Origin of the sequence: Synechococcus sp. MU1617 (assembly GCF_020514235.1) — a bacterium.
Lineage (GTDB): Bacteria > Cyanobacteriota > Cyanobacteriia > PCC-6307 > Cyanobiaceae > Parasynechococcus.
Genome location: NZ_VTLB01000002.1, coordinates 575,990 through 599,827, shown reverse-complemented (window position 1 = coordinate 599,827; position 23,838 = coordinate 575,990). Strand labels below are relative to the sequence as shown.

Below are 23,838 nucleotides of genomic sequence, written 5' to 3'. Positions count from 1 at the left end.
GAACCGTCGACCCTAAACCTGAGCGAGCAAGCGAAGACGCAGACGGTCCAAGCCACGGATCACGCTCATCTTCTGAATGGCCTCCCGACCCCGCCGCTCACCGAAATGCTGCACCCAGGCCTCACAGCCATCGGGACCAGCCAAGGCCAGATGCACCAAGCCCACGGGCTTCTCGGCACTGCCACCGCCAGGGCCGGCAATACCGCTGACCGCGATCGCCCAGTCGCAGTTCAGGCGCTCCCGGGCTGCCCGAGCCATCGCCTCAACCACAGGCTGGGAAACAGCACCATGGGCCGTGAGCAGATCCCGCGACACCCCAAGCAAGGCCTGTTTCACCGCATTGCTGTAAGCGACGACGCCACCCTGGAACACCGACGAGGAGCCTGGAACAGCCGTAAGGGCTGCCGCCAATCCACCACCGGTGCAGGACTCCGCCACCGCCATCGTCTGGTGCCTTTGCTTAAGCAGGTCGATCACCACCGACGCCAGGCTGTCCTCATCGATGCCGTAGCAGTTGTTCCCTGTGCGACGGCGCAGCTCAGCTTCCAGCGGCACCAACAGCTGAGCGGCGGCATCGGCAGTGGGAGCACAGGCCGTGAGCCGCAATTTCACATCTCCGAGAGAGGCATAGGGAGCAACCGTTGGGTTGGCGGACGCCAACAAATCGGCAACGCGCTCAGCCAGATCGGATTCACCAATGCCACTAAAACGGAGCTGACGGCTCACGTACACCCCGGAAGTCCCAGCATTGGCTTGAAGCCAGGGGGCGGCCGTTTCCGTCCACATCACCCGCATTTCCGCAGGCACCCCCGGGAAGGTAAGGATCGTGAAATCAGGTCGGGGCGACCAGATCATTCCCGGTGCCGACCCCTTTGGATTTGGAAGAACATCCGCTCCACGGGGCAGATAAGCCTGGCTGCGGTTGCTGGGAGCAACCGGCCGGCCACCCGCCGATAACTTCCGCTGGATCTCCAGCCAGAGTTCGGGCCGCTCCTCCAGGGGAGTCTCGAAAGCAGCAGCAAGGGCCTCTGTGGTGAGGTCATCGGGGGTTGGGCCCAAACCTCCTGTCGTCACCAGAACCCTGCAGCGCTGCGATGCCTCCCGTACGGCAGAGATCACACGATCTTTATTGTCGCCAACAACGGTTTGGCGGTAATGCGGCAGCCCCAGGCCTGCCAACTGTTCTGCAATCCATCGGGCATTGCCGTTGAGGATGTCGCCCAACAACAGCTCTGTACCCACGCACAGGATTTCAACACCCGATTCAGCCACGCGGTTCGCCAAGGGCAGCGGGATCAGCAGGGGTGGGACAGGGGTTGGTGTTCATCAAAGCTCGCTCGTGCTGCAACTGGCGACGGCTGATAACCACCGTGGCCACGAGGATGGCCGTGGCCAAAGCCAGCCAGAGGAAGCGCATCTCAGCATTGGCCACCACAAGGGCCAAGGCAGCTAGCCACTGGGTGAAGACGTAGATCAGCAGAACCGTGCGCCGATGGCTGAAGCCAGCGCGCAACAGTCGGTGATGGAGGTGACGGCGATCGGGATAGAAGGGGGAACGGCCTTCCCGCAGACGGCCCATGATCACAGCCGACATGTCGGCCAGAGGCAGCGAGAGAATCAGCAGCGGCAGCAGCAGGCTCACCGTCGTGAGCCCTTTGGCAGGTCCCACGATGCTCACGGCAGCGAGGGTGAATCCCAGGAAGTAGGAGCCCCCATCCCCCATGAAGATGCGGGCAGGGTTGAAGTTGTGCCGCAGGAAGCCGAGGCAGCAGCCCGCCAGCGCGGCGGCGAGGAATCCAGCGGCCACCTGATGCAGCGAAAAGCTGACGGACACCAGCCCGACAGCGGCAATGCCAGCCACTCCCGCAGCAAGGCCATCAAGGCCATCCAGCCAGTTGATGGCGTTGGTGATTCCCACCAGCCAAACAACAGTGGCCAGCAGGCTGAGGGTGTCGGGCAGAGCAATCGGACCGGCTGAAGCGGTGAACCAGGGAAGATCGATCGCTCCAATCCGAACGCCCTGGCTCCACACCGCACAAGCCACGGCGACCTGTCCAGCCAGCCGCGGCCAGGGGGAGAGGGCGAAGAGGTCGTCCGCCAGGCCGATCAGAAAAAAGCAGAGCGAACCGGCCAGGGTGCTCCAGATCAGTTGATCCCGGGCCGGGGCAAGCAAGCCAAACCCCCCCACGGACCACACCGCCCCCAAAGCCAGGGCAAAACCCAGGACCATGGCAATGCCCCCCAGCCTCACCATTGGAGTGATGTGCTGCTTGCGCTCATCCGGTTGATCGGTCCACCCGAAGCGCAAGCCCAGCCGGCGCACTTGGGGCACCAGCACCATGGTGGTCACCGCGGCCAGAAGAAAGCTGACCGAGGCGACCGCGATAGGGCTGGCCAAGAGGTTCACGCAGGCTCCAGCAAACAGACGATCCCCAGGTCAGAAGGAGTGGCTCCAATCCTAAAGAGCCTGCAACCGATCAACCAGGCACGGCCGAGGCTCGTTCGAAAGCCAAGGCCAAGCCTCAGGCCAGAACCGGCTGCTTGCTGTCGGCATAGAGAGGGAAGCGCTCACAGAGGGCGGCCACCCGGTCGAGGCAACGCTGGCGAATCGCATCATCCTCAGGATTGAGAAGACGGTCGGCAATCACATCAGCGACCTCACGGAAGGCCTGTACGTCAAAACCACGGGTGGTAAGTGCGGCTGTTCCCAGCCGCAGGCCACTTGTGACAAAGGGCGATTCGGGGTCGAAGGGAACGGTGTTCTTGTTCGCAGTGATGTGCACATCACTCACCAACAGATCAGCCACTTTTCCAGTCATGCCGATGCCACGCAGATCCAGCAGCACCACGTGGTTGTCGGTGCCACCGCTGACGACATCGATGCCGCGGGCGATCAGCTGTTCGGCGAGGGCTGCCGCATTGGCAACCACCTGCTGGCTGTAGGCCTTGAACGAAGGCTGCAACGCTTCACCGAAGGCCACAGCCTTGGCAGCAATCACATGCTCCAAGGGGCCGCCCTGACTGCCAGGGAACACGGCTTTATCGAATTTCTTGGCGAACTCAGCATCGCGGCAGAGAATCAGGCCACCGCGGGGGCCGCGAAGGGTCTTGTGGGTGGTGGTGGTCACCACATCGCAATGGGGCACCGGGCTGGGATGCACACCAGCGGCCACGAGGCCGGCGATGTGGGCCATATCGGCCAGCAGATAGGCACCCACTTCATCAGCGATGGCGCGGAAGGCGGCGAAGTCGATGGTGCGTGGATACGCGGAATAGCCACAAACAATCAGCTTCGGCTTGTGCTCCAACGCAAGCTGGCGGATCGCCTCCATGTCCAAGCGTTGGGTCTCTTTGTCGACGCCGTACTGGACGACGTTGAACCACTTGCCGCTGACGTTGACCGGAGAACCATGGGTCAGATGCCCGCCATGGGACAGATCAAGACCCATGATCGTGTCGCCGGGCTGCAGCAGAGCCAGGAAAACGGCGAAGTTGGCCTGGGCACCGCTGTGGGGCTGCACATTGGCCCAGTCGGCACCAAACAACTGCTTAGCCCGCTCGATGGCCAACTCCTCAATGGCGTCAACGTGCTCACAACCGCCGTAATACCGCTTGCTGGGCAGACCCTCGGCGTACTTATTGGTGAGCACGGAACCCTGGGCCTGCATCACCGCACGGGAGGCAAAGTTCTCCGATGCGATGAGTTCTAGGTGGGTTTCCTGACGCTGCCGTTCTTGATTGATAAACGCGGCGATATCCGGATCCGACTGAGCCAGATCGGCGTCGATGGCGCGTCCAGATGCCTGGCCCATGAAATGTCAGTAAAAATTTGCCCAATCGTAAGAAATCGCAGCGATCAGCCCGACCGATCAACCAAAAAAAAACTGCCCGTGGGGGCAGTTGAAACGCGCCTGGAGAGATTCGAACTCCCGACCCTCTGATCCGTAGTCAGATGCTCTAATCCGCTGAGCTACAAGCGCTTGCGCTGAACCATCAGACCCCATCGAGGGTCCGCTCGTCAACTGGGCCCGAGCCGCGTCAGGATTCAGGGGTTTCTGAGCTCGAGCAATGCCGATCCGCTGGTATGGCCCCGCTAACCCTGAGGATCCGACCTACCGGCATTTCGAGCGCATCGTGAACCTATGCCTGCACGGCGGCATCTTCGCCGCGGTGAACAGCGGCGGTTGGTTCCTGCAGGAGATGCGCCATCCCTTCCCTGCGGGGAGCCTGCCCTGGATCACGGGCCTCTGGGCCACCCTGTGGCTGAGCCAATTGATTTGGGTGATTCGTCAACGCCCCAAGCCGGAGGAATAAAGCCAACATGGATGAAATCCTTTCCTCGATCATCCTGGGCTGATGTCCCTCTCCGCCAGCGACCTAAAGGACCTTCAGAGTGCTCTGGCGGATCGCCTGTACGTTCAGATCAGCGGCTGGCATCTGTACCTGGGCGACGCCGATCTGGCCTCAGCCTTAGCCATCGAATGCAGTGCACGTGTCAATCAAGGCGCTGAAGTGGCGGCGCGGCAGGCACTCGATGCCGTGAAAGTGCAGCTGGCTGGGGGTGCTAGTCAGCTGCCTCTCGCCAAGCTGATCCCCCCCAGCCAGCTTCGTGATCTCGAGGAGATCCTCGAGCCGTACTGCGGATAAGGTTGCAGTCCATCCGCAGCGGTTGGTGTGCTGATCATTGAAGTCACCAACTCAAGAGATTTGGTCCGCCAACGCATTGGCCGCTTGGGTGAACGGCTGATTGGGCGCGTGGTGGATGCGGAGGCTCAAGTTGAAAAAGCTCTGATTCAGGAACTGGAAACCGCCTTCAAAGAGTTCGGCATTGAGGCAAGGATCGTGTCTGTTCAAGGTCCACAACTCGTGGGTCGCGAACAGCTGGAACTTCCCATTCAAGTGCGTGAAGAGCTCGATGTTCGCCTCAGCGAGCCCTGAATCGGCCCACCACCAACTGCGCGATCTCACGCACCTCCGGCACCTTGAGTTGTGCTCCGATCAAGGCGAACAGAACCAGACCCAGCAAGCCAGGTGCAGAGACCTGCAGCAGCAGGCCCACGAGCCCTGAGGGCCAGGGCACGACGGTCACCAGGATCCCCGCGCCCCCCGCTGCCAGCACACCGGCGATGGCCAGCCGCAGCAGGTCCATCCCCCAGCGCCGCAGTGGCAACCCTGAAATCCGTTGCTGCAGAACCAACAACAGGGCAAGGCAGGTGAACAGGTTGATGGCAACCGTCGCGAGCACCAGCCCAGGTGCACCGAAATTGAATGGCGACTGATTCCCCCAAGGTGTCGGGCCACCCACCAGCAGCCAATCAAAAATCACGTTCAAACCAATCCCCGCCAACGAGAGACGAAAGGGCGTCGTCCCATCTCCGAGGGCGTAGAAGACACGCACCAGCACATCCCGGCCGAGATAGGCCGGCATGCCCAGGCCGTAGGCCATCAATAGGCCCGTCACCAACTGGGCGGCGGACGCATCGAAGGCACCACGCTCGTACACCAAGGCGACGATGGGGCCGCCCAAGGCAATGAACAGTCCCCCCAGAGGAATCATCGATGCGGCAGAAAGCATCAACCCCTGCCGAATCCGTTCGATCAGCTGCGGACGATCCGACGGCGCCGTGAGCCTGGCGAAGGTGGGCAGCAAGGGCACCAGCAATGCATTCGAGATCAAGCCCAGGGGCGTTTGCACCAGCAAATTGGCGTACCCCAGACCCGCCGCCGCACCGACGATGCCGGAAGCAAAGAAGAGATCCGTGAACACATTGATCTGCAGCATCCCGGACGACAGCGTCGCCGGCCCCATCACACGCCAGACCTCGCGCACCCCCGGGTGCCGCCAATCCCAGACCAGTTGAAAACGGGCCAAACCCTGCCGGATCAATGCTGGTAGTTGGATCAACCACTGCAGCAAGGCCCCCACAAACGTGGCCAAGGCCAACACCACACCCCCGGTCATGGCCGCGGACGGCAAGACGATGTCAGCGCCGAGCTGCCACCAGAGCAGTCCCACTCCAAGGATCAAGGCACCGCTGGACATCAGCGGGGAAATCGCAGGAATCCAGAATTCGTCCGCAGCGTTGAGGGAGCCAAAGCCCAGCCCAATCAGCCCGGCCAGCAACGCCATCGGGGCCATCACCTGCAGCTGAACCCGAGCGATGGCATGAAGCTCGGGGGCAAGGCCAGGGCCCACCAGGGTGATCAGGGGATCCGCCGCCAACACCAAAACGATGGTGACCAGTAGCAATAGTGCGCTGACGCTGGTGTTGAGCGCCGCAAGGATATGGGCTCCTTCCGCCCGTGGGCGACGACTCAGCACACTCACCATGGCGCTGTGGAAGGGGCCATTGATCCCCCCGAGCAGGATCAGCAAAAATCCAGGCAGCACATAGGCGTAGTTGTAGGCGTCATAGGCCGCGCCAACACCGAAGGCCGCCGCAATCACCAGCTGCCGAATCAGGCCACCCACCTTGCTCAGCAGGGTGCCGAGGGTCACCACCAGTGCGATCCCCTTCAGTGAACGCGCCATTCGCCCCACAGCATTGGGCGCATTGTGGAGGCACCACGCGAGACCATGGGCCAATCTCGGCTGATGCCATGACTGGCCTTCCCTCTCCGGGCGATGCCCTGCTGCGCTTTGAACCTTTAACGGAGGGCGTGCTGCTGAAGCGCTACAAACGTTTTCTGGCCGATGTGGAACTGAGCAGCGGCGAGACCGTCACCGCCCACTGCGCCAACACCGGCCCGATGTCCGGGGTCTTGATCCCTGGCCAACGGGTGCGTCTGCGCCACGCACCCTCCCCCAAACGCAAGCTGGCCTGGACCTGGGAGCAAGCCGAAGTGCCAGGCGCCGATGGCCAGCCTTGCTGGGTTGGCATCAACACGGCCCTGCCCAACCGCCTGATTCGCGCAACGATTGAAGCGGGGTGCCTGGAGGCCCAACTCGGCGCCATTGCGGGGATCCGCGCTGAAGTGGCCTACGGCACCAACAAGCGCAGCCGGATCGACCTCCTGCTGACGCCAGCAGCACAGAACCCCGATCAACGACCGATCTACCTGGAGGTGAAGAACACCACCTGGACCGACGGCAGCACGGCCCTGTTCCCCGACACGGTGACCGAACGGGGGCAAAAACATCTGATTGAGCTGATGGGGGTGCTCCCTGACGCGCGGGCGATGCTCGTGCCCTGCCTTAGCCGCCCGGATGTGAATTCCTTTGCACCGGGCGACAGCGCCGATCCGCGCTATGGAGAGCTGTTTCGCCAGGCGACCAATAGCGGCGTGGAAGTTCTGCCTTGCTGTTTCAGCTTCAGCGCTGATGCGGTGCACTGGCAGGGAACACGCCTAGTCGACCTAGATTGATTTTTTGTAGCAGATCGAACATAGAAAGACGAGATTGACGTGCAGCGTGGGCTGGTTCGCCTAGTTACAACTGGGCGTGTCACGCAGCTCTGCACCCTCGTTCATGACAACTGCATTCCACGCGCCACCGCAACAGCGGCGCAAAACCCTTCAGGAGGCCAGCCTCCTGGAAGGCCCGATGCTGCTCCTAAAGAGCATCCGGGGCTTCAGTTCTAACCGCGCCATGACCTGGCTCGCCTGTGCGCCCCTGGCGCTCATGGGCCTTGGCATCTTCACGCTGTCGGCCAAAGCCGAAGAGCTGCCTGAGCTCTCCGCAGCTTTCCTGGCCAACAACCTCTGGCTTCTGGTCGCCACCATCCTGGTGATCTTCATGAATGCCGGCTTCGCCATGGTCGAAGCAGGCATGTGCCGGCAAAAGAATGCCGTCAATATTCTTTCCAAAAACCTGTTTGTGTTTGCCCTTGCGGTAACCGCTTACTGGTTTGTGGGCTACTCCTTCATGTACGGCGATTCCGTCATCGACGGTTGGCTGTATTTCTCAGGCCTCTTCTTCGATCCAACCGTCACCGCTGAGACCATCAGCGATGCCGGCCTGGTTCCCACAGTTGATTTCCTGTTCCAGGCGGCCTTCGCTGGAACAGCAGCCACGATCGTTTCCGGTCTTGTCGCTGAACGGATCAAGTTCGGCGAATTCGTGATCTTCGCCCTGGTCCTCACCGCCTTCATCTACCCAGTTGCTGGCAGCTGGGAATGGAACGGTGGCTGGCTCAACAGTGTTGGCAGCGTCGAATTCATCGACTTTGCTGGATCCTCGATCGTGCACTCCGTCGGCGCTTGGGCCGGCCTCGTCGGCGCCATGCTTCTCGGACCCCGCATCGGCAAGTACGTCGATGGCAAGGTTCAGGCCATTCCTGGCCACAACATGTCCATCGCCACCCTTGGCGCTCTGATCCTCTGGATCGGCTGGTACGGCTTCAACCCGGGCTCCCAGCTCGCCATGGACCAGTGGGTTCCGTACGTGGCCGTCACCACCACCCTCGGCGCAGCCGGCGGTGCCATCGGTGCCACGGTGATCTCCACGATCACATCCAAGAAGCCTGATCTCACCATGATCATCAACGGCATCCTGGCCGGCCTGGTGAGCGTGACTGCCGGTTGCGGCAACCTCACCCTGACGGGTTCCTGGGTGGCTGGTCTGGTCGGCGGCATCATCGTCGTCTTCTCCGTTGCAGCTCTCGATGCCGCAGGCATTGACGACCCGGTCGGCGCCTTCTCCGTGCACGGTGTGTGCGGCGTGTGGGGCACGATCGTGATCGGTCTCTGGGGCTACGACGTCCAGGGCGACGGCTCCGGTCTCGGCCTTCTGGTCGGCGGCGGTATCGACCAGCTCGGCATCCAAGCCCTGGGGGCAGCTGCCTACGCCATCTGGACCGTGGTCACCTGCTTCATCGCCTGGCAGATCATCGGCTCCCTCTTCGGTGGCATCCGCGTCACCGAACAGGAAGAGTCCGAAGGTCTGGACATCGGCGAACACGGCATGGAGGCCTACGCCGGTTTCTCCACCACCAACAACTGATTCCATTCCGAACTCAGCTGTTGATTTCGAGCCCGGCCAACTGGCCGGGCTTTTTTACTGCCTGAAGTGTTGCTTCAGGCCACATAGAGTTCCCCCACTCCAGCGCCCTCCATGGACACCCACGCCTTCAAGCGCTCCCTCCACCATTCCGAGCGTTACAACCGGCGAGGCTTCGGGCGCGCTGAGGAAGTGGCGGAAAGCCTTGAGCAGGCTTACCAGAGCGGCCTGATCGGCACGATCCGGGACAACGGCTACCGATTGGAACACGGCCGGCTCAACGTCCGGCTTGCGGAAGCCTTCGGGTTCTGTTGGGGTGTGGAACGGGCCGTGGCGATGGCCTACGAGACCCGCAGGCATTACCCGAGCGAGCGTCTCTGGATCACAAACGAGATCATCCACAACCCCTCAGTGAACGATCACCTCAGGGAGATGGATGTGCAGTTCATCCCTGTCGAACAGGGGGTGAAGGACTTCTCAGGTGTTACCTCCGGTGATGTGGTGATCCTGCCGGCCTTTGGTGCCACCGTTCAGGAAATGCAGCTGCTAAATGAACGGGGCTGCCACATCGTTGATACGACCTGTCCCTGGGTCTCCAAGGTGTGGAACACCGTGGAGAAACACAAAAAGCACACCTTCAGCTCGATCATTCACGGCAAGGTGAAGCACGAGGAAACACTGGCCACCAGCTCATTTGCCGGAACCTATCTGGTGGTGCTCGATCTGGAGGAAGCCCAGTACGTCGCCGATTACATCCTCGGCAAAGGTGACCGCGATGAGTTCATCAAACGCTTTGCCAAAGCGTGCTCTCCAGGGTTCGATCCCGATCGGGACCTCGAACGTCTGGGCGTGGCCAACCAGACCACAATGCTGAAGAGCGAAACGGAAGAAATCGGACGCTTGTTCGAACGCACGATGTTGAGCAAATACGGTCCAACCCAGCTCAACGACCACTTCCTGGCCTTCAACACCATCTGCGACGCCACCCAGGAGCGTCAGGACGCCATCTTCTCCCTGGTGGATGAACCGCTGGACCTGATGGTGGTGATCGGTGGTTTCAACTCGTCCAACACCACCCACCTGCAGGAAATTGCCGTCAGCCGCGGCATTCGCTCCTTCCACATCGACACGCCCGAGCGGATTGACGTCGGCAGCAATTCGATCGAGCACAAACCACTGGCGGCGGAACTCTGTCGTGAAGGCGATTTCCTGCCTGAGGGGCCCGTGCGGGTGGGAATCACCTCCGGCGCCTCAACTCCGGATCGAGCGGTGGAAGAGGTGATCGAAAAACTGATGCAATTGAGCGAAAACTGAACCGCGGAGAGCTTTACATTGGTTCATCTTTAATCCGCCCTTCACCGGCAGCTCCCCATCCGTGACGGTCTTGTCGCCCACTGAAACCGACAATCAGCTTCACGGTGCAGACCCTCAGGTGCGCTGCTACAGCAGCCACTTCGAGGATTCAATGCAGATGCTGGCGCCCCAAGCGGTCGTAGCTCGCTACCTGGATAACCATCAGAGCTGGTTTGAACGTTGCGCCAGCCCGATGCAGGTCGAGGCCATCGATCGGCAGTCCTACAGCCTGACCCTGGGGCGGTTCGGCAACTTCGGCTTCGAAGTGGAGCCCACGATCGCTCTACGACTGCTGCCGCAACAGGAAGGGATTTACCGGATCGAAACCATGCGGACCGTTCCACAGTCCCTCGCCCTGCGCCATCACTACGACGTCGACTTCCGCGCGGGAATGCATCTCATCCCCGAACAGGAGAACACCTCCGTGCAATGGGACCTGGATCTCAAGGTCTGGATCCGTTTGCCCAAGGTGATCACCATGCTCCCGGATCAGTTGGTCCAGAGCAGTGGTGATCATCTGCTCAAGCAGATTGTCCGCCAGATTTCGCGACGGCTCACCTGGAAGGTCCAGGAAGATTTCCATGCCGCCCATGGCCTGAGCTGCCCACCCCGTCAGCGGGCAGCCTTCTGAAGGTTCTTCAGCGGTTGGTCCAGATCTTGTTGACGATCTCCATACCGCTGACGGCCTGCCAAAGGAACAGCGTGAGCATGCCCATGTTCAGGCCCACATGAGCCTTGCGCGCGATCACATTCCCACGCTGCATCAGGGGTGAGAGCGACGCGGCAACGGCGATCATCCCGGTCATCGCCAGACCCACCAAAAGGTGCGGACCGACGAACAACTTGCCATTGTTCAGATAGGTGACCGCCATGCCACCCAGCGTGCCGAGCGTCATCACAGCAAGCAGGATGCTGCCCCAGAGGTAATGGCGCTGGGCGAACTTCTTCGGCACCAGCTCTTTGCGCTGTTCTGGGGAGCCGGTGCGAGTTTTCTTGACCTTGATCCCCAGGTACAGAGCCCAACCACCAACGGCGAGCAGGCTCCACTCCGCGAGGGGGTGAGCGAAATTGAGGCTGAAGGGGAGGGTGGCGAGCATTGAAGGGGACTCTTCAGTGTCGCGAGGCTAGGGGGCCGGCGGCCCCCACCAGCATCAGTGCAGAAAATGGCGGCGCCCCGTGAGCTGCATCGCCAGGCCAAGCTCATCGCAGGCCTTGATCGAATCGCCATCGCGCATGCTCCCTCCGGGATGAATCACGGCGGTGATGCCGTGGCTGGCAGCCAGACGCACTGTGTCGTCAAACGGGAAAAATCCATCACTGGCCAGAACGGCTCCCTGGGCTTTCTCACCTGCCGCCTCCAGGGCAATCCGGGCTGAGCCCACGCGATTCATCTGCCCGGCACCCACGCCAAGGCTCTGCCCATCCTTGGCCACAACGATGGCGTTGGAGCGAACATGACGCACCAGACGCCACGCAAATTCAAGGTCCAGCTTCTCCTGCGGTGTTGGCGGCCGCTGGCTGGCCACGCTCCAGTCGGCCGGCGTGATCACCTGGTCATCAAGATCCTGAACCAGGAGACCGCCAAGGATGCTCCGCACGTGATCGGGGCCGGCCGCATCAATAGCCTGCGGAGCCAGCTCCAACAGGCGCAGATTGGCTTTGGCCGCCAGCACCTCCCGCGCCTCGGGAGTGAAGCCCGGTGCGACGACACACTCCAGGAACAGGCTGGTGAGCTCACGGGCCGCCGTGGCTTCCACCACACCATTCACGGCGATGATGCCGCCGAAGGCACTCACCCGATCGGCATCCAGGGCCCGCGTTAGTGCTGCAGGAATCGAAGCTCCAATCGCCACACCACAGGGATTGGTGTGCTTGACGACCACGGCCGCAGGTTGCAACGCCGGCACGGAGCCGTCAACTCCATAGCCGAACTCCCGCACCGTGGCGAGGGCCGCCTCGAGATCCAGAAGGTTGTTGGTGCTCAGCTCCTTGCCCTGCAGCTGAATGGCACCACCCCAACCCTGTTTGGGATGGCTGAACCAGCGCGCTTTTTGGTGGGGATTTTCGCCGTACCGCAGGGTCTGCCGCAATGGCACCGCCTCCAACCAAGGGCTGTCTTCCGCGGCGTTTTGCTCGGCCATCCAGCGGCTGATCGCGGTGTCGTACGACGCGGTGTGCTGGAACGCTTCAAGGGCGAGTTGGCGCCGCAGCTCTGAAGGCACACTCCCGCCCGTCTCCGCCATGGCGGTCAACAGACGGTCGTATTGGTCAGGGCTGGTGAGCACAGCCACATCGGCATGATTTTTGGCAGCCGCCCGCACCATGGCGGGGCCACCGATGTCGATGTTCTCGATCGCCTGATCCCAGGTGACGTCAGGCCGAGCAATCGTTTCGCGGAAGGGATAAAGGTTGACCACCACCACATCGATGGGGGCAATGTTCTGCTGCTCAAGATCGGCTTGGTGGGACGCGTCACCCCGCTTGGCCAAAATTCCGCCATGCACCCTTGGATGGAGCGTTTTCACACGACCGCCAAGAATTTCTGGGGCCCCGGTGTGCTCTGAGACACGGGTCACTGGAAGACCTGCCTGCTCGAGCACCTTGGCCGTGCCCCCACTGGAGAGCAGCTGATAGCCATGGGTCCGATGCAGGGCCTCCGCCAGGGGCACCAGCCCGGACTTATCGGAAACACTCAGCAGAGCGACAGGAGCCATCGAAGGGTCGTGACTGGGTAGTGAGCCAACCTACGCAGCAGTGATCTTGATGACCTATGGATGGCCGGCTTGTGCTGCTCCACGGCTGGGGAGCCAATGGAGAGGATCTCAAGCCCCTGGGCGATCGCCTGGCGCGCGAGTGCTCAAAAACCCTTGATGTGGTTTGCCTTGAGGCCCCTGAACTCCATCCCGACCAACCTGGAGGACGCCAGTGGTATGGCCTATTCCCAGCCCAATGGGACGCCGTACCCGCGGCCGTTGAGCGCCTCAAGGCTCAACTTCAGAGCCTGAACAGTTCAGGCCTTGGACTCGAACGGACGGTGGTTTTCGGCTTTTCCCAGGGGGGTGCCATGGCTTTGGAGAGCGGCTGCGTCCTGCCCATCGCAGGGCTGATCAGCTGCAGCGGCTATCCGCACCCGAACTGGGCTCCACCCCAGCAACACCCCCCTGTGTTGCTGATGCATGGTTCAGATGATCCGGTGGTGCCGTTCCAGGCCATGCCAGCGATCGCTTCGCAGTTGCAGCCCGATCGCTGTCAGACGCTTCCATTCAAAAACGGCCACACCATCCCTGATGAGACGATGCAGCCGATCCTGTTGTTTATTGAACGTGTTCTAGAGAACGCCTGATCAAACGAAGGCGTATTCGTACTCCTCCATTTCCTCCCAATCATCAGCGCCAAGCTCGAGGCCTTCAAAGAGCTTGTCTTCACCGATGGAATCAACAATCGTGCGCAATGACGGGAAGAGGAAGTGGTTCTCTTCGGCGTATTGGGCACTGAACAGACCCTTCTCACCCCAGAAGAAACGGTCGGTGGTGTGCTCGTTGCGGCGCACGTTCAGCAGAGCCGGAGGCACCATGGACGCTTCTGCGATGTAGCGGCGAGCGGCCGTAACAGGCTTGTACTCACCGGTCTCAAGGTGATGGGTTGGCACATGGGCCAGGACCCGCTGACCTGCCAGACGACGACGGCTAATGCGCTTGCGCTTCTTGGACATGGAAGGGCTCCGGTACGAAAGGAAGAACGGGGTGGATCGTCAGAACAAACAGGTGCCGTCGGCGCGAAAACGCCAGACGCAAGGGGAGCGTCAAGGCAATTGCAGACACACCACAATCACCGGCAGGACGCCAACACCCAAGCGGGAACCAGCGGAGGACACTGCAACCTCTGCTGTAGCTTTGGTCGCAAAGCAATTGCAACCTTTGTGAGGGCTGGCGGACGTCTGTTCATGATGAACAGCGTCTCGGTCGATAAGAGGATCTTAAGACTTTTCCCAGATTTTTCAAGTCCCCCTGGCGCAGGCTTGCCCAAGCACCTGAATTGATCGTCCGGAACTGATGCAGCTCACCGATCGATTCTTCGATTTCACCGATCAACAGCTGGCTGATCTAATCGCAGAAGAAGGCATTCAGCATCTGGGGCTGTACGTCAGTGCGCCACCCAATCAGCAAGGCCCGCCCTTGCTGCTGATCCGGCAATGGTCTGCCAATAAACGATCTCTTCCCCCTGCCGACGCAGACCCGAACCTGCGCCTGCCGCACGAGAGTCGGCGCTGGTATCCCCTCCAGGATGCCGGCCTGATCCTGGGAGCACTGCGCGCCGATCTGGATCCGCGACGGAGTTGGACGCTGACCCTGGACCAACGGATGCGGCGCAGTGCTGCCGCGATCAGTCACGCCCTGGGGCGAGACCTGGAATGCCTGCAACTGCGCCAGGAACTCAGCCAACAAAACGATCAACTGCGCACCCTTGTGCACCAGTTGCGCAATCCACTGGCGGCCCTGCGCACCTACGCCCAACTGCTGCTGCGGCGGCTGGAACCAGACAGCTCCCACCGTGCACTTGTGGAGGGAATGCTCTCGGAGCAACGCCAACTCGGCCAGTACATCGACGTGCTCGATGGCCTCGGGCAGCAACGTCTCCCGCAACAGGAGTCCCTTGGCCCCACCTTGCTGCCCCCCGGCCCTGCCGAAGGCGAGGCAACCATGCAAACGCTGCTGATGCCTCTGCTGGAGCGAGCGGAAGCGACGGCAAGCCTGCAGGGCCGCCCCTGGCAGGGTCCGGACCTGTGGCCCCAGTGGATTCATCAGCCATCCCAGGACGGAACGATCGCAGAGATCGTCGCCAACCTCCTTGAAAACGCCTTCCGCTACAGCCCAGCGGGATGCATCGTGGGCCTGTGTCTGTTGCCCGACGGGCTCTGCGTCTGGGACGACGGGCCGCCGATCCCCCTGGAGGAGCGCGACCTGATTTTCGAGCGGGGAGCGCGGGGGTCCACCGGACAGGACCGAGCGGGCACCGGCCTTGGACTCGCCCTTGCACGCTCCCTGGCGGAGCAGCAGGGCCGCAACCTCACGCTCTGCGTGGAGCCTGCCACGATCGCTCCGGATCTGCCCACTCAGGGCAATGCCTTCGTCCTCAACTGGCCGGCAGAAGCAAGGCCAAACCCAACAACGTGATCATCTCGGTGAGCACAAGCACCGCTCCATAACTGTCACCGGTGTGCCCACCCAGGCGTCGCCCGAGGGTCTGGGCGACAAGGATCGCCACAACGCCCCCCAGGAAAAGGGGCATGGGCCCCACCAAACCAGCCAACACAACCACCACCAACAACGCGGGCAAGGCGTCCCAGAGCGGCCTGCCGTGATCGCGATGAAACGCAGCAGTTCCATCAGAGCGGAGGTAGTCGAAACGTGCCATGGCCCAGAGCGGTGCCACCCGAGCCCAGAACGCAGCCAGGCAGAGCCCGAGCGGGGCCTGCCCCCCTAGCTGAATTAAGGCCCCAACCTGCAACAGCAGCACCATCACAAGAGCCAGCACGCCACTGGCGCCCACCCGGCTGTCCTCCATCGCCTCGAGCCGCCGCTCCGCTGGAGCCCCGAGGCCATCTGCCGTGTCGATTAAGCCGTCGTGGTGCAACCCACCACTGAGTTGGATGCCAAGAGCCACCACGCAGGGGGCACAGGCAGCCAGAGGCCAACCAAGCCTGGACAAACCGATCCAGAGCACCCCCTGGAGCGCACCGATCAGCAGCCCCATCCAGGGGGCGAAGCGGGCAATGCGCTGAAACGAGGGCTGCGGCCAGGGCCATGCGGGCAGCACTGTGTAGAAGATCCAGGCTCCCGCCAGATCAGAAAGCCAGGGGGGAACGATCCTGGGAATGGCGCGATGGATGCAATCGGCCCTCACCGTAGGGTCATTACAGGGGCGGATCAGTCGTGTTCGGCTTCGAGATCAACGCGCATTGCGCCAACACATCAGCACGGTGCGGCACCTTTGAGACCCCGCATGGGCCGGTGCACACACCACGCTTCATGCCGGTGGGAACCCTGGCCACCGTCAAGGGCATCAGCACCGAACAACTGGGGCGCACAGGGGCCCAGATGGTGCTCTCGAACACCTACCACCTGCATTTGCAGCCCGGCGAGGAGATCGTGGCAGCGGCCGGAGGCCTGCACCGGTTCATGGGCTGGGACGGCCCGATGCTCACCGACTCCGGCGGCTTTCAGGTGTTCAGCCTGGGGGACCTGAACAAGATCGATGACCGTGGCGTGGTGTTCCGAAACCCTCGCGATGGACGCACCATCGACATGACCCCGGAACATGCCACCCAAATCCAAATGGCCCTTGGGGCGGATGTGGCCATGGCCTTCGACCAATGCCCGCCCTATCCGGCGACGGAGAACGACGTCATCGATGCCTGTCGCCGCACCCATGCCTGGCTCGAGCGCTGCGTCACCGCCCACACCCGTGAGGATCAGGCGCTATTCGGCATCGTTCAGGGCGGTTGTTTCCCGCATCTGCGACGGGAAAGTGCGACAGCCGTCGCCTCATTTGATTTGCCGGGCATCGCCGTCGGTGGCGTCAGCGTCGGGGAGCCCGTGGAGGAGATGCATCGCATCGTGCGGGATGTCACACCCCTGCTCCCCACACAAAAGCCCCGATACCTGATGGGCATCGGCACCTTGCGCGAGATGGCGATCGCCGTGGCCAACGGCATTGACCTGTTCGACTGCGTCTTGCCCACCCGACTCGGCCGTCACGGCACCGCCCTGGTGGGCGGCGAACGCTGGAACCTGCGCAATGCCCGCTTCCGACACGACCACACCCCCCTGGATCCGAGCTGCTCCTGTGTGGCCTGCACCGGCCACACCCGGGCCTACCTGCATCACCTGATTCGCAGCGAGGAGCTTCTGGGCCTCACCTTGTTGAGCATTCACAACATCACCCATCTGGTGCGTTTCACCTCGGCCATGGCACAAGCCATTCGAGACGGCTGTTTTTCAGAGGATTTCGCTCCCTGGGAGCCAGACTCTCCAGCCCATCACACGTGGTAGCGTCCAGCCCAACGCCTTTTTGATGCAAGGGATGGCCGCCTTCACCCTCGACCTGCTGGCACAGCTGCCCGAGGCCTATCAGGCCTTCTCTCCGCTGATCGACATTCTTCCGTTGATCCCGGTCTTCTTCCTGCTGCTGGCCTTCGTTTGGCAGGCCTCAGTGGGCTTCCGCTGAAGCTTCAGCCCAACCGGATCACCTTCAGAGCAAACGCTGGCAGCGACAGCATGCGTCGCCAGCGTGAAGGTTCCTGAATGAGCCGGTATAGCCACTCAATTTGCATCCGGCACATCCAGCCGGGGGCACGTTTTTTGATGCCGGCCCAAACGTCAAAACTGCCGCCGACACCCATCCAGAGTCCAGGCTGCCCTGACGCCACGCGTTCCGACCAGATTTCCTGGCGCGGCACCCCCAGAGCCACCAAAACGAGATCCGGCTTCAAAGCCTTGAGCTGATCCTCAAGGCCCGGCCAAGCCTCAGGAGCTTGATAACCATCCACCGCGAGCGCCAGGGTGAGGCCACGGATGCGTTGCGGCAACTCCGCACGCAGCGTTGCCATCACCTCAGGTGATGCGCCCACCAGCGCCACGCGCCATCGATGGGCTGCGGCGTACTCCAGCAAGGTCCAGGCCAGCTCAATTCCCGCCGTTTTGACGACCCGGATCTTCTGACGGCCCAGGGCCCAAACCACTCCCGCTCCATCGGGGATCACCAGATCAGCCGTTCCGATCGCCTGACCCAGAGCGGCATCGGCCCGAGCCGACATCGTCATCTCAGCGTTCAGGGTGACGATGCGTCCGCCGCCCCGGGCATGCAGACCGAGGGCTGCAGCACAGACATCACGGCAGGCATCCACCGGCACCCCGAGCACCTGGCAGCGGCGACGGTCATCGGGAGCGGTGCTGACAGAGTCCATGGCCGTGGGGCTGCGATGGAGAATTTAGAGGCGGTGATGCATGAGGGCATGGTTGTGACGACGACGGAAACCCTTCCGCAGAACCACGCCACAACCCTTCAGCGGCTGGATCAATCCATCCAACGGGTGGTTCTCGATCGGCAGGACCCGATCAGCGGCCTGCTCCCCGCCAGCACCGCCCACACCATCCATGGCAACTACGGCGATGCCTGGGTGCGGGACTGCGTCTATTCGGTGCAGTGCGTTTGGGGACTGGCCTTGGCCCACCGCCGTCAGCAGGGGCAGAACAGCCTGCGCTCATGGGAACTGGAGCAGCGGGTGGTGGCCCTCATGCGCGGGCTGATGCGTTCGATGATGCGGCAGGCCGCGAAGGTGGAGCGCTTCAAGGAGAGCCTCAACCCCCTCGACGCCCTTCACGCCAAGTACGACAGCTGCACCGGCGAGCCAGTGGTGGCTGACGACGCCTGGGGACATCTACAACTCGATGCCACCTCACTGTTCCTGCTGCAGCTGGCGCAATTAACCAAGGGCGGCTGCGCTGTGGTGCAAAGCCGTGACGAAGTGGATTTCCTCCAAAACCTGGTGCACTACATCGCCAGGGCCTACCGCACCCCCGACTACGGGATCTGGGAACGGGGCGACAAAGGCAACCATGGCCTGCCGGAGCGCAATGCCAGCTCAATCGGAATGGCCAAAGCCGCCCTAGAAGCACTCGATGGGCTCGACCTCTACGGCCCCCACGGCAACGGCAGCTGCATCCTGCTGATTCCCCAGGGAGCCATAGTGCGCCTCCGTCGGGCCCTGCAAGGGCTCCTGCCACGGGAATCCGCCAGTAAGGAAGCCGACAGTGCCTGCCTCTCGGTGATTGGTTATCCCGCCTGGGCGGTGGAGGATGCCGCCCTGGTGGAGCGCACCGGCCGTCGGATTCGACGGGAACTCGGCGGGGCCTACGGCTACAAACGCTTCCTCCGGGATGGTCACCAGACGGCGGTGGAAGACGTCAACCGCCTGCACTACGAACCGGAGGAGCTCGCCGCCTTTGAAGGGATCGAGTCGGAGTGGCCGTTGTTTCTGGCCTTCGAACTGGTCACTGCATGCTGCGAAAGGCGCTGGGACGAGGCCCGGCGCCTGCACAGCCAGCTCAAGACACTGGCCGTTGAACAGGACGGCGAACGTCTCTATCCCGAGCTCTATCAGGTCCCGGCCAGTGCGGTCGATCAGGAACGGCTGAATCCAGGCAGCCAAGAGCGGGTGGCCAACACCAACCTGCCGCTGATCTGGACCCAGAGCCTGGTGTGGCTCGGGGAAATGCTGATCGACGATCTGATCCGTCCAGAGGACATTGACCCCTGTGGCCGCAGGGAGCCGCAGCCGCTTGGCGCCGAAACCGTTCTCGTAGCGATGGCTGCTCAGACGGATGCCGTGCGCCAGGAGCTGCTGGCTGCAGAGGTGCCGATCGATCCGACCTCAGTGATTTCCGTGCAGTCGTCCGACGAGCTGAAGCAACGGTTGAAAGCCGCTGGCACCAATCCACGGCTTGAGCTCACTGGGCGCCCCGGGCACCGGGTGGAAACCGAGGACACGGCTCGGGTCTATCGCCAGGACGGCGCCATCAGTGTGTTCACCCCGTCGGTGCTGGAAGACGTCAGCAGCTATCTGGCCGATGACCCGGAGGAACTGCTTGAGACCGTTGTGGACGAGCTGCATCTGCTGCAACGGCACTGGCGCGGCATGGGACGTCCCCTGCTGGTGATCCCCATTCGCGATGCGGCCCTCCAGCAGCATCGCGACGTGATCCTCAAACTGGCCCGGCAACTCGGCAGGGGCGTCATTGAAAGCATCCCCGTCCGCTTGGGCTGCCTCAGTGAGCTGGTGGATCAGGCGCAGGAGGTGCAGCTGCCGCCGCTCCAACAGAAACCGGTGCAACGGTCCGAGCCACCCCAGCCGCTGCTGCGCGACGCCACTGATCTACGGGATCTGACCGCCGCAGAGGAGCAAGAGCTGGATGACACTCCAATCGAACAACTTAGCCAGCGCCTCTGGAGCAGTGGGCTGCTGCATGAACAGGCCGAAGTGCTCGAGTTGCTGCAACGGCGCCTCGGCCCCCAGGGAATTCAACGCAGCCCCGAGGGCCATCCGGTGGCCCTGCACACCCTGCTTGAGGAGGTCTATCAACGGGGCTTGCGTTGTGAAGACTGGAACGTGGTGCGGCGCTGTGCTGGCGCCATGGGGATGGTGCATCCCCAGTTGGAAGATGCCCTCACCGACCTTCTCGTCCGCCAGAAACAGGTGGTGGTGGGGCGCAACTACACCGGCGACTCTCGGCTTCGTCAACCGTTGGACAGTGCCGCCATCGCCCAACGGATTGAAACCACCAGCGGGATCGACGGCCGTGAACGAATGCTCGAACAGGAACTCCTGCTCGCCCTCGACAGCGTGGCGCGGCGGGAGCCAGCTCTGCTGAAGGGCAGCCTCACCCTGCAGCTGGGGCAGCTGTTGCTGCTGCTGACATCAGAGCTAGCCGTGGAGAAAATGCTCAGTCAGGACGAAGCCTTTGAAGCCCTCTGCAGCGAAGCACCCCACGCGATTCGCAAGCGCTTGCGCGCCGTGCTCGCCGATGTGGACCATGCCAGAGCAGCCCTTCAACGCGGCGAACAGCTGCACGTAAGCGGCCGAGTGCAGTGGTCAGTGCCTGACCCGTTAGAGGAAACACCGGGGGGTGGGGACTGGCTTCAGCACCGCATCCGCCTGGGGTCCTTCCAAAAAGTTCCCCGCGATTTCTATGCCGGGATCTGGTCGCTGCTGCAGCACTGCCGCGGCCTGGTGATCGGCGACAAGCTGGAGCGGCGCAATCGGCTCAACAGCCGCCTCATTCTTGAAAAAACACCAGGGGAGCGCAATTTCGCCGCCCAGGTCGACCATTTGCTCAGTCGGATCAAGGCGCCGGAATACCGCCAACTCTGCAGCGAATGCCTGCTCTCGCTGATGGCCTTCGTCGAAGCCAATCCAGAGGTGCGCTTCGAGGATGACCTGGCCCTCGACGTGGTGATCGGTCATGCCGTCCGGGTGGGTTGGCAACAGAGCCATGCCTCCCTCCGACCGGAGAACTACCCGCAACACAAGGCCCAGGCCTGGGGGCAGTTCTATCGATCCTCACCCGGTGACTGCCGCCGCTGGCAGGTCACGGCGTTGCGAGAACTGGCCGAACAACAAGGGCTGGTCTGATCCGAGCGGTAGCACTCAGATCGGTGCGCATAGGGGCGCTCCCGTATCCGGATGTTCAACGGCCTGCTCGATCAGGTCTGCCAGCTTGAGGGCACGCGAGGCCTGAAGGCCATCCACCGCAGGGATTTCCCGGCCGTGCACGCACTGAAGAAAGTGCTCGAGCTCGGCATAGAGCGGTTCGATCGAGGTGGTGCTCACCTCCTCGATGAAGCCGTCATTTCGATACAGCAGCTCACCGTGATCGGCGGAGTACCACTCATGGGCACGGCGATGGATGTGCAAGGTGTGGTTGAGAAAGTCCGTCTCCACCAAGCTCGAACGGCAATGGGCACTGAGGCTACGGATTTTGCGGTGGCTCATCTTGCTGGCCGTGAGGCTGGCCACTACACCGTTCTCGAAACCCAACGTGGCGTTGACGTAGTCGATCGGGCCTTCGGCACTGCGACCACCGGCAGCGGCAAGCCGTACCACGGGTGCCTTGGCCAATTCCAGCACGAGGTCGATGTCGTGGATCATCAGATCCAGCACCACGGAGACGTCATTGGCCCGATCGGAGTGGGGGCTGTGGCGACGCGCCTCGAGAACCACCACCTCCTCGTTGGCCACCACCTTGGTGAGCTCACGGAAGGCAGGGTTAAACCGCTCGATGTGGCCCACCTGCAGCAGACACCCCGCCGCTGAAGCAGCCTCGATCAGCGCAGTGGCTTCGTCCTGACTGGCTGCAATCGGCTTTTCGATCAGAACATGCACACCCGCACGCAGGCAGGCCAAACCGACGGGATGGTGCAACAGGGTGGGAACCGCGATGCAGACGGCCTCCACCTCCGAGAGCATGGAGTTGTAGTCGGCGAACCAGCGGCAGCCAAATTGCTCGGTAGCGAGCTTTCCACGATCAGCATCCGGATCCGCGACCCCCACCAGATCGGCATCCCGCAGAAGACTGAGCACCCGAGCGTGGTGCCAACCCATGTTGCCGATGCCGATCACCCCGACCTTGACTGGGGCCATGGGATCGGGAGACATCAGCAGAGGCGCTCGATTGGGGGAAGACTATCGGCCTTCAGTCGGATTCATCCTCTGAGCTGGGGAGAACAAGCCGGACCCGCTCGATACGCGGCCCTGCCATGGCTGTGATCTCGAACTGAAGGCCGTTGAAATGAAGCCCTTCCCCCGCGGATGGAATGTGCTGGAGCCGCTCCAGCAGGAAGCCCGCCAGGGTGTGATGGTCATCGGCCTCAGGCAGATCGAGATCGAGCTGTCGGTTGAGCTCGAAGATCTCCAGATCTCCGGCCACCAGCCAGGCACCGGGGCAGTCCTTCTCTTCGAGCAGATCCGGTTCGTCGGTCTCGCCGGGATCCTCATCGCCAACGATTTCTCCAGTGAGATCCGCTGCGGTCACCAGACCCTCGGTGCCGCCGTGCTCGTCCACCACCAGCAGCAGCGGCTGACCGCTGCGGATCATCGGCAGAAGCTCCGCCAACGTGCAGGTCTCCAGCACGGGCACCGCAGGCTGGAGGTAGGGCTCGAGCAGCGAATCGGCCTGGAGCTCCCCCCGTGCGATCGGTTCAGCCATCTGACGGAGATCCAGAACGCCGCGCACGTCATCCAGCGACTGGCCGATCACCGGGAAGCGGGCGTGACGAGTGTGATGGACGGCCTCCATCATTTCCGCGAAACGGACCGTGGCCGGCAGGGTGACCATCCCTGAGCGCGGCACCATCACCTCACGCACCTGGGTGTCCCGCAGAGCAAAGACACCTTCCAGGATGTTCTTCTCATCGGGGAACAATCCAGTCACTCGACCGGATTCCACGAGGGTTTCCAGCTCTCCAGCTGAAAGAGCTGGCACCAGCACATCCCATTGGGGAGCAAGGCCGAGCAGGCGCATCAGCAGCCCGGCCAGCGCCTCGAGCAGGTTGAGCAGTGGAGCCAGGCAGCGCATCACCACCTCCAGCAGCGGCACCAGTCGAAGCGCCGAGGCTTCGGGACGGTTCAGCACCCAGGCCTTGGGCAACAAACCAGCCACCAGTGTGGCCAGCAGCACGATGCTGAGGAACAAAGCTGTGTCGCGCCAAGCCACACCCACAGACCCATCCGACCAGAGCCGACCGCCCAAACCGCGGCCAGCCCAGCCAAGAGCCACCAGAGCGAGGGTCGCACCCAGTTGAGACACCAGCAAAGCGCGCCGCAGGCGTCGCTGGAGACGCTGGATGGAACGGGCCCCGGCCTGCTCCTCCTCCACCAGCACTTCAACGCGGCTGGGGCGTAGCCGAAGCAGGGCCACCTCTGCAGCCGCAAAGAAGGCCGGCAGAACCAACAGAACAGCCAGCAGAAAAAGCCGCATCAACAGGGGGAA

Annotated in this window: 23 protein-coding genes and 1 tRNA gene; 12 read left to right on the top strand and 12 right to left on the bottom strand. The window is 62.4% G+C overall.

Annotation, left to right across the window (positions count from 1 at the left end):
- Positions 1-12 precede the first annotated feature (12 nt).
- From FZZ90_RS06875 to FZZ90_RS06860, 4 genes are all read right to left on the bottom strand, one after another.
- Positions 13-1,272: a competence/damage-inducible protein A gene (locus FZZ90_RS06875; protein ID WP_226425044.1), complete on the bottom strand. Its 1,260-nt coding sequence runs from the start codon at positions 1,270-1,272 to the stop codon at positions 13-15.
- Entirely contained in the window at positions 1,265-2,407 is a 1,143-nt protein-coding gene (locus FZZ90_RS06870; protein ID WP_226424962.1) for an MraY family glycosyltransferase, read from the bottom strand. The genes FZZ90_RS06875 and FZZ90_RS06870 overlap by 8 nt, the downstream gene beginning before the upstream one ends.
- 115 nt (positions 2,408-2,522) lie before the next feature.
- Entirely contained in the window at positions 2,523-3,812 is a 1,290-nt protein-coding gene (gene glyA / locus FZZ90_RS06865; protein WP_226424961.1) for a serine hydroxymethyltransferase, read from the bottom strand.
- A 94-nt stretch (positions 3,813-3,906) separates the two neighbouring features.
- A tRNA-Arg gene (locus FZZ90_RS06860) sits at positions 3,907-3,980 on the bottom strand.
- Between the two features lie 88 nt (positions 3,981-4,068).
- Here FZZ90_RS06860 and FZZ90_RS06855 point away from each other — a divergent pair.
- Genes FZZ90_RS06855 through FZZ90_RS06845 form a run of 3 tightly spaced genes read left to right on the top strand, consistent with a single transcriptional unit; the run spans position 4,069 to position 4,938 of the window.
- Positions 4,069-4,314: a hypothetical protein gene (locus tag FZZ90_RS06855; protein WP_226424960.1), complete on the top strand. Its 246-nt coding sequence runs from the start codon at positions 4,069-4,071 to the stop codon at positions 4,312-4,314.
- A 42-nt stretch (positions 4,315-4,356) separates the two neighbouring features.
- Positions 4,357-4,647 (top strand): DUF3181 family protein, encoded by a 291-nt coding sequence (locus tag FZZ90_RS06850; protein ID WP_226424959.1) that lies wholly within the window; start codon positions 4,357-4,359, stop codon positions 4,645-4,647.
- Between the two features lie 27 nt (positions 4,648-4,674).
- Positions 4,675-4,938, top strand: coding sequence for a cytochrome-c oxidase (locus FZZ90_RS06845; protein WP_114988123.1), 264 nt, complete (start codon positions 4,675-4,677; stop codon positions 4,936-4,938).
- Here FZZ90_RS06845 and murJ read toward each other — a convergent pair.
- Positions 4,925-6,532 (bottom strand): murein biosynthesis integral membrane protein MurJ, encoded by a 1,608-nt coding sequence (gene murJ, locus FZZ90_RS06840; RefSeq protein WP_226424958.1) that lies wholly within the window; start codon positions 6,530-6,532, stop codon positions 4,925-4,927. The genes FZZ90_RS06845 and murJ overlap by 14 nt on opposite strands.
- A gap of 68 nt (positions 6,533-6,600) precedes the next feature.
- Here murJ and sfsA point away from each other — a divergent pair, with 68 nt between their 5' ends.
- The 4 genes from sfsA to FZZ90_RS06820 all read left to right on the top strand — a co-directional run bounded on the left by sfsA (position 6,601) and on the right by FZZ90_RS06820 (position 10,922).
- Positions 6,601-7,365 carry a DNA/RNA nuclease SfsA gene (gene sfsA / locus FZZ90_RS06835; protein WP_226424957.1) on the top strand — a complete coding sequence of 255 codons (765 nt, stop codon included), beginning with the start codon at positions 6,601-6,603 and terminating at the stop codon, positions 7,363-7,365.
- A 103-nt stretch (positions 7,366-7,468) separates the two neighbouring features.
- Entirely contained in the window at positions 7,469-8,941 is a 1,473-nt protein-coding gene (locus FZZ90_RS06830; RefSeq protein WP_226424956.1) for an ammonium transporter, read from the top strand.
- A 111-nt stretch (positions 8,942-9,052) separates the two neighbouring features.
- The gene (locus tag FZZ90_RS06825) at positions 9,053-10,252 is read left to right on the top strand and encodes a 4-hydroxy-3-methylbut-2-enyl diphosphate reductase (RefSeq protein WP_226424955.1); all 1,200 of its coding nucleotides are present in this window, start codon (positions 9,053-9,055) and stop codon (positions 10,250-10,252) included.
- 61 nt (positions 10,253-10,313) lie between these two features.
- Positions 10,314-10,922, top strand: a complete 609-nt coding sequence (locus tag FZZ90_RS06820; protein ID WP_226424954.1) for a DUF1997 domain-containing protein — start codon at positions 10,314-10,316, stop codon at positions 10,920-10,922.
- Between the two features lie 7 nt (positions 10,923-10,929).
- Here the strand turns inward: FZZ90_RS06820 and FZZ90_RS06815 are convergent, their stop codons facing one another.
- Positions 10,930-11,388, bottom strand: a complete 459-nt coding sequence (locus FZZ90_RS06815) for a DUF4079 domain-containing protein (RefSeq protein ID WP_226424953.1) — start codon at positions 11,386-11,388, stop codon at positions 10,930-10,932.
- Between the two features lie 54 nt (positions 11,389-11,442).
- Positions 11,443-13,005, bottom strand: coding sequence for a bifunctional phosphoribosylaminoimidazolecarboxamide formyltransferase/IMP cyclohydrolase (gene purH, locus FZZ90_RS06810; RefSeq protein WP_226424952.1), 1,563 nt, complete (start codon positions 13,003-13,005; stop codon positions 11,443-11,445).
- 56 nt (positions 13,006-13,061) lie between these two features.
- Here purH and FZZ90_RS06805 point away from each other — a divergent pair, with 56 nt between their 5' ends.
- Positions 13,062-13,634, top strand: coding sequence for an alpha/beta hydrolase (locus tag FZZ90_RS06805; RefSeq protein ID WP_226424951.1), 573 nt, complete (start codon positions 13,062-13,064; stop codon positions 13,632-13,634).
- Here FZZ90_RS06805 and FZZ90_RS06800 read toward each other — a convergent pair whose 3' ends face one another.
- Positions 13,635-14,003 carry a DUF3155 domain-containing protein gene (locus FZZ90_RS06800; RefSeq protein WP_226424950.1) on the bottom strand — a complete coding sequence of 123 codons (369 nt, stop codon included), beginning with the start codon at positions 14,001-14,003 and terminating at the stop codon, positions 13,635-13,637. It abuts the gene before it with no gap.
- 340 nt (positions 14,004-14,343) lie between these two features.
- Here FZZ90_RS06800 and FZZ90_RS06795 point away from each other — a divergent pair, with 340 nt between their 5' ends.
- Positions 14,344-15,465, top strand: a complete 1,122-nt coding sequence (locus tag FZZ90_RS06795) for a sensor histidine kinase KdpD (RefSeq protein WP_226424949.1) — start codon at positions 14,344-14,346, stop codon at positions 15,463-15,465.
- Here the strand turns inward: FZZ90_RS06795 and cobS are convergent.
- Entirely contained in the window at positions 15,425-16,195 is a 771-nt protein-coding gene (cobS, locus tag FZZ90_RS06790; RefSeq protein ID WP_226424948.1) for an adenosylcobinamide-GDP ribazoletransferase, read from the bottom strand. The genes FZZ90_RS06795 and cobS overlap by 41 nt on opposite strands.
- A 29-nt stretch (positions 16,196-16,224) precedes the next feature.
- Here cobS and tgt point away from each other — a divergent pair, with 29 nt between their 5' ends.
- Positions 16,225-17,343 carry a tRNA guanosine(34) transglycosylase Tgt gene (gene tgt / locus FZZ90_RS06785; RefSeq protein ID WP_226424947.1) on the top strand — a complete coding sequence of 373 codons (1,119 nt, stop codon included), beginning with the start codon at positions 16,225-16,227 and terminating at the stop codon, positions 17,341-17,343.
- A gap of 31 nt (positions 17,344-17,374) precedes the next feature.
- The gene (locus tag FZZ90_RS06780; protein ID WP_025362038.1) at positions 17,375-17,518 is read left to right on the top strand and encodes a photosystem II reaction center protein K; all 144 of its coding nucleotides are present in this window, start codon (positions 17,375-17,377) and stop codon (positions 17,516-17,518) included.
- Positions 17,519-17,522: 4 nt separating this feature from the next.
- Here FZZ90_RS06780 and FZZ90_RS06775 read toward each other — a convergent pair whose 3' ends face one another.
- Positions 17,523-18,257 carry a WecB/TagA/CpsF family glycosyltransferase gene (locus FZZ90_RS06775; protein ID WP_226424946.1) on the bottom strand — a complete coding sequence of 245 codons (735 nt, stop codon included), beginning with the start codon at positions 18,255-18,257 and terminating at the stop codon, positions 17,523-17,525.
- 48 nt (positions 18,258-18,305) lie between these two features.
- Here FZZ90_RS06775 and FZZ90_RS06770 point away from each other — a divergent pair, with 48 nt between their 5' ends.
- Positions 18,306-21,482, top strand: coding sequence for a glycoside hydrolase family 15 protein (locus tag FZZ90_RS06770; protein ID WP_226425043.1), 3,177 nt, complete (start codon positions 18,306-18,308; stop codon positions 21,480-21,482).
- 15 nt (positions 21,483-21,497) lie between these two features.
- Here the strand turns inward: FZZ90_RS06770 and FZZ90_RS06765 are convergent, their stop codons facing one another.
- Positions 21,498-22,505 carry a Gfo/Idh/MocA family protein gene (locus FZZ90_RS06765; protein WP_226424945.1) on the bottom strand — a complete coding sequence of 336 codons (1,008 nt, stop codon included), beginning with the start codon at positions 22,503-22,505 and terminating at the stop codon, positions 21,498-21,500.
- 37 nt (positions 22,506-22,542) lie between these two features.
- The gene (locus tag FZZ90_RS06760) at positions 22,543-23,826 is read right to left on the bottom strand and encodes a hemolysin family protein (protein ID WP_226424944.1); all 1,284 of its coding nucleotides are present in this window, start codon (positions 23,824-23,826) and stop codon (positions 22,543-22,545) included.
- Between the last annotated feature and the right edge of the window lie 12 nt (positions 23,827-23,838).

What these genes read in the sequence shown, in the direction of transcription:
- glyA (WP_226424961.1), bottom strand. Translation starts at nt 3,812, where the DNA reads ATGGGCCAGGCATCTGGACGCGCCATCGACGCCGATCTGGCTCAGTCG.
- FZZ90_RS06855 (WP_226424960.1), top strand. Translation starts at nt 4,069, where the DNA reads ATGCCGATCCGCTGGTATGGCCCCGCTAACCCTGAGGATCCGACCTAC.
- FZZ90_RS06850 (WP_226424959.1), top strand. Translation starts at nt 4,357, where the DNA reads ATGTCCCTCTCCGCCAGCGACCTAAAGGACCTTCAGAGTGCTCTGGCG.
- murJ (WP_226424958.1), bottom strand. Translation starts at nt 6,532, where the DNA reads ATGGCGCGTTCACTGAAGGGGATCGCACTGGTGGTGACCCTCGGCACC.
- sfsA (WP_226424957.1), top strand. Translation starts at nt 6,601, where the DNA reads ATGACTGGCCTTCCCTCTCCGGGCGATGCCCTGCTGCGCTTTGAACCT.
- FZZ90_RS06830 (WP_226424956.1), top strand. Translation starts at nt 7,469, where the DNA reads ATGACAACTGCATTCCACGCGCCACCGCAACAGCGGCGCAAAACCCTT.
- FZZ90_RS06825 (WP_226424955.1), top strand. Translation starts at nt 9,053, where the DNA reads ATGGACACCCACGCCTTCAAGCGCTCCCTCCACCATTCCGAGCGTTAC.
- FZZ90_RS06815 (WP_226424953.1), bottom strand. Translation starts at nt 11,388, where the DNA reads ATGCTCGCCACCCTCCCCTTCAGCCTCAATTTCGCTCACCCCCTCGCG.
- purH (WP_226424952.1), bottom strand. Translation starts at nt 13,005, where the DNA reads ATGGCTCCTGTCGCTCTGCTGAGTGTTTCCGATAAGTCCGGGCTGGTG.
- FZZ90_RS06805 (WP_226424951.1), top strand. Translation starts at nt 13,062, where the DNA reads ATGGATGGCCGGCTTGTGCTGCTCCACGGCTGGGGAGCCAATGGAGAG.
- FZZ90_RS06800 (WP_226424950.1), bottom strand. Translation starts at nt 14,003, where the DNA reads ATGTCCAAGAAGCGCAAGCGCATTAGCCGTCGTCGTCTGGCAGGTCAG.
- FZZ90_RS06795 (WP_226424949.1), top strand. Translation starts at nt 14,344, where the DNA reads ATGCAGCTCACCGATCGATTCTTCGATTTCACCGATCAACAGCTGGCT.
- FZZ90_RS06780 (WP_025362038.1), top strand. Translation starts at nt 17,375, where the DNA reads ATGGCCGCCTTCACCCTCGACCTGCTGGCACAGCTGCCCGAGGCCTAT.
- FZZ90_RS06775 (WP_226424946.1), bottom strand. Translation starts at nt 18,257, where the DNA reads ATGGACTCTGTCAGCACCGCTCCCGATGACCGTCGCCGCTGCCAGGTG.
- FZZ90_RS06770 (WP_226425043.1), top strand. Translation starts at nt 18,306, where the DNA reads ATGGTTGTGACGACGACGGAAACCCTTCCGCAGAACCACGCCACAACC.
- FZZ90_RS06765 (WP_226424945.1), bottom strand. Translation starts at nt 22,505, where the DNA reads ATGTCTCCCGATCCCATGGCCCCAGTCAAGGTCGGGGTGATCGGCATC.
- FZZ90_RS06760 (WP_226424944.1), bottom strand. Translation starts at nt 23,826, where the DNA reads ATGCGGCTTTTTCTGCTGGCTGTTCTGTTGGTTCTGCCGGCCTTCTTT.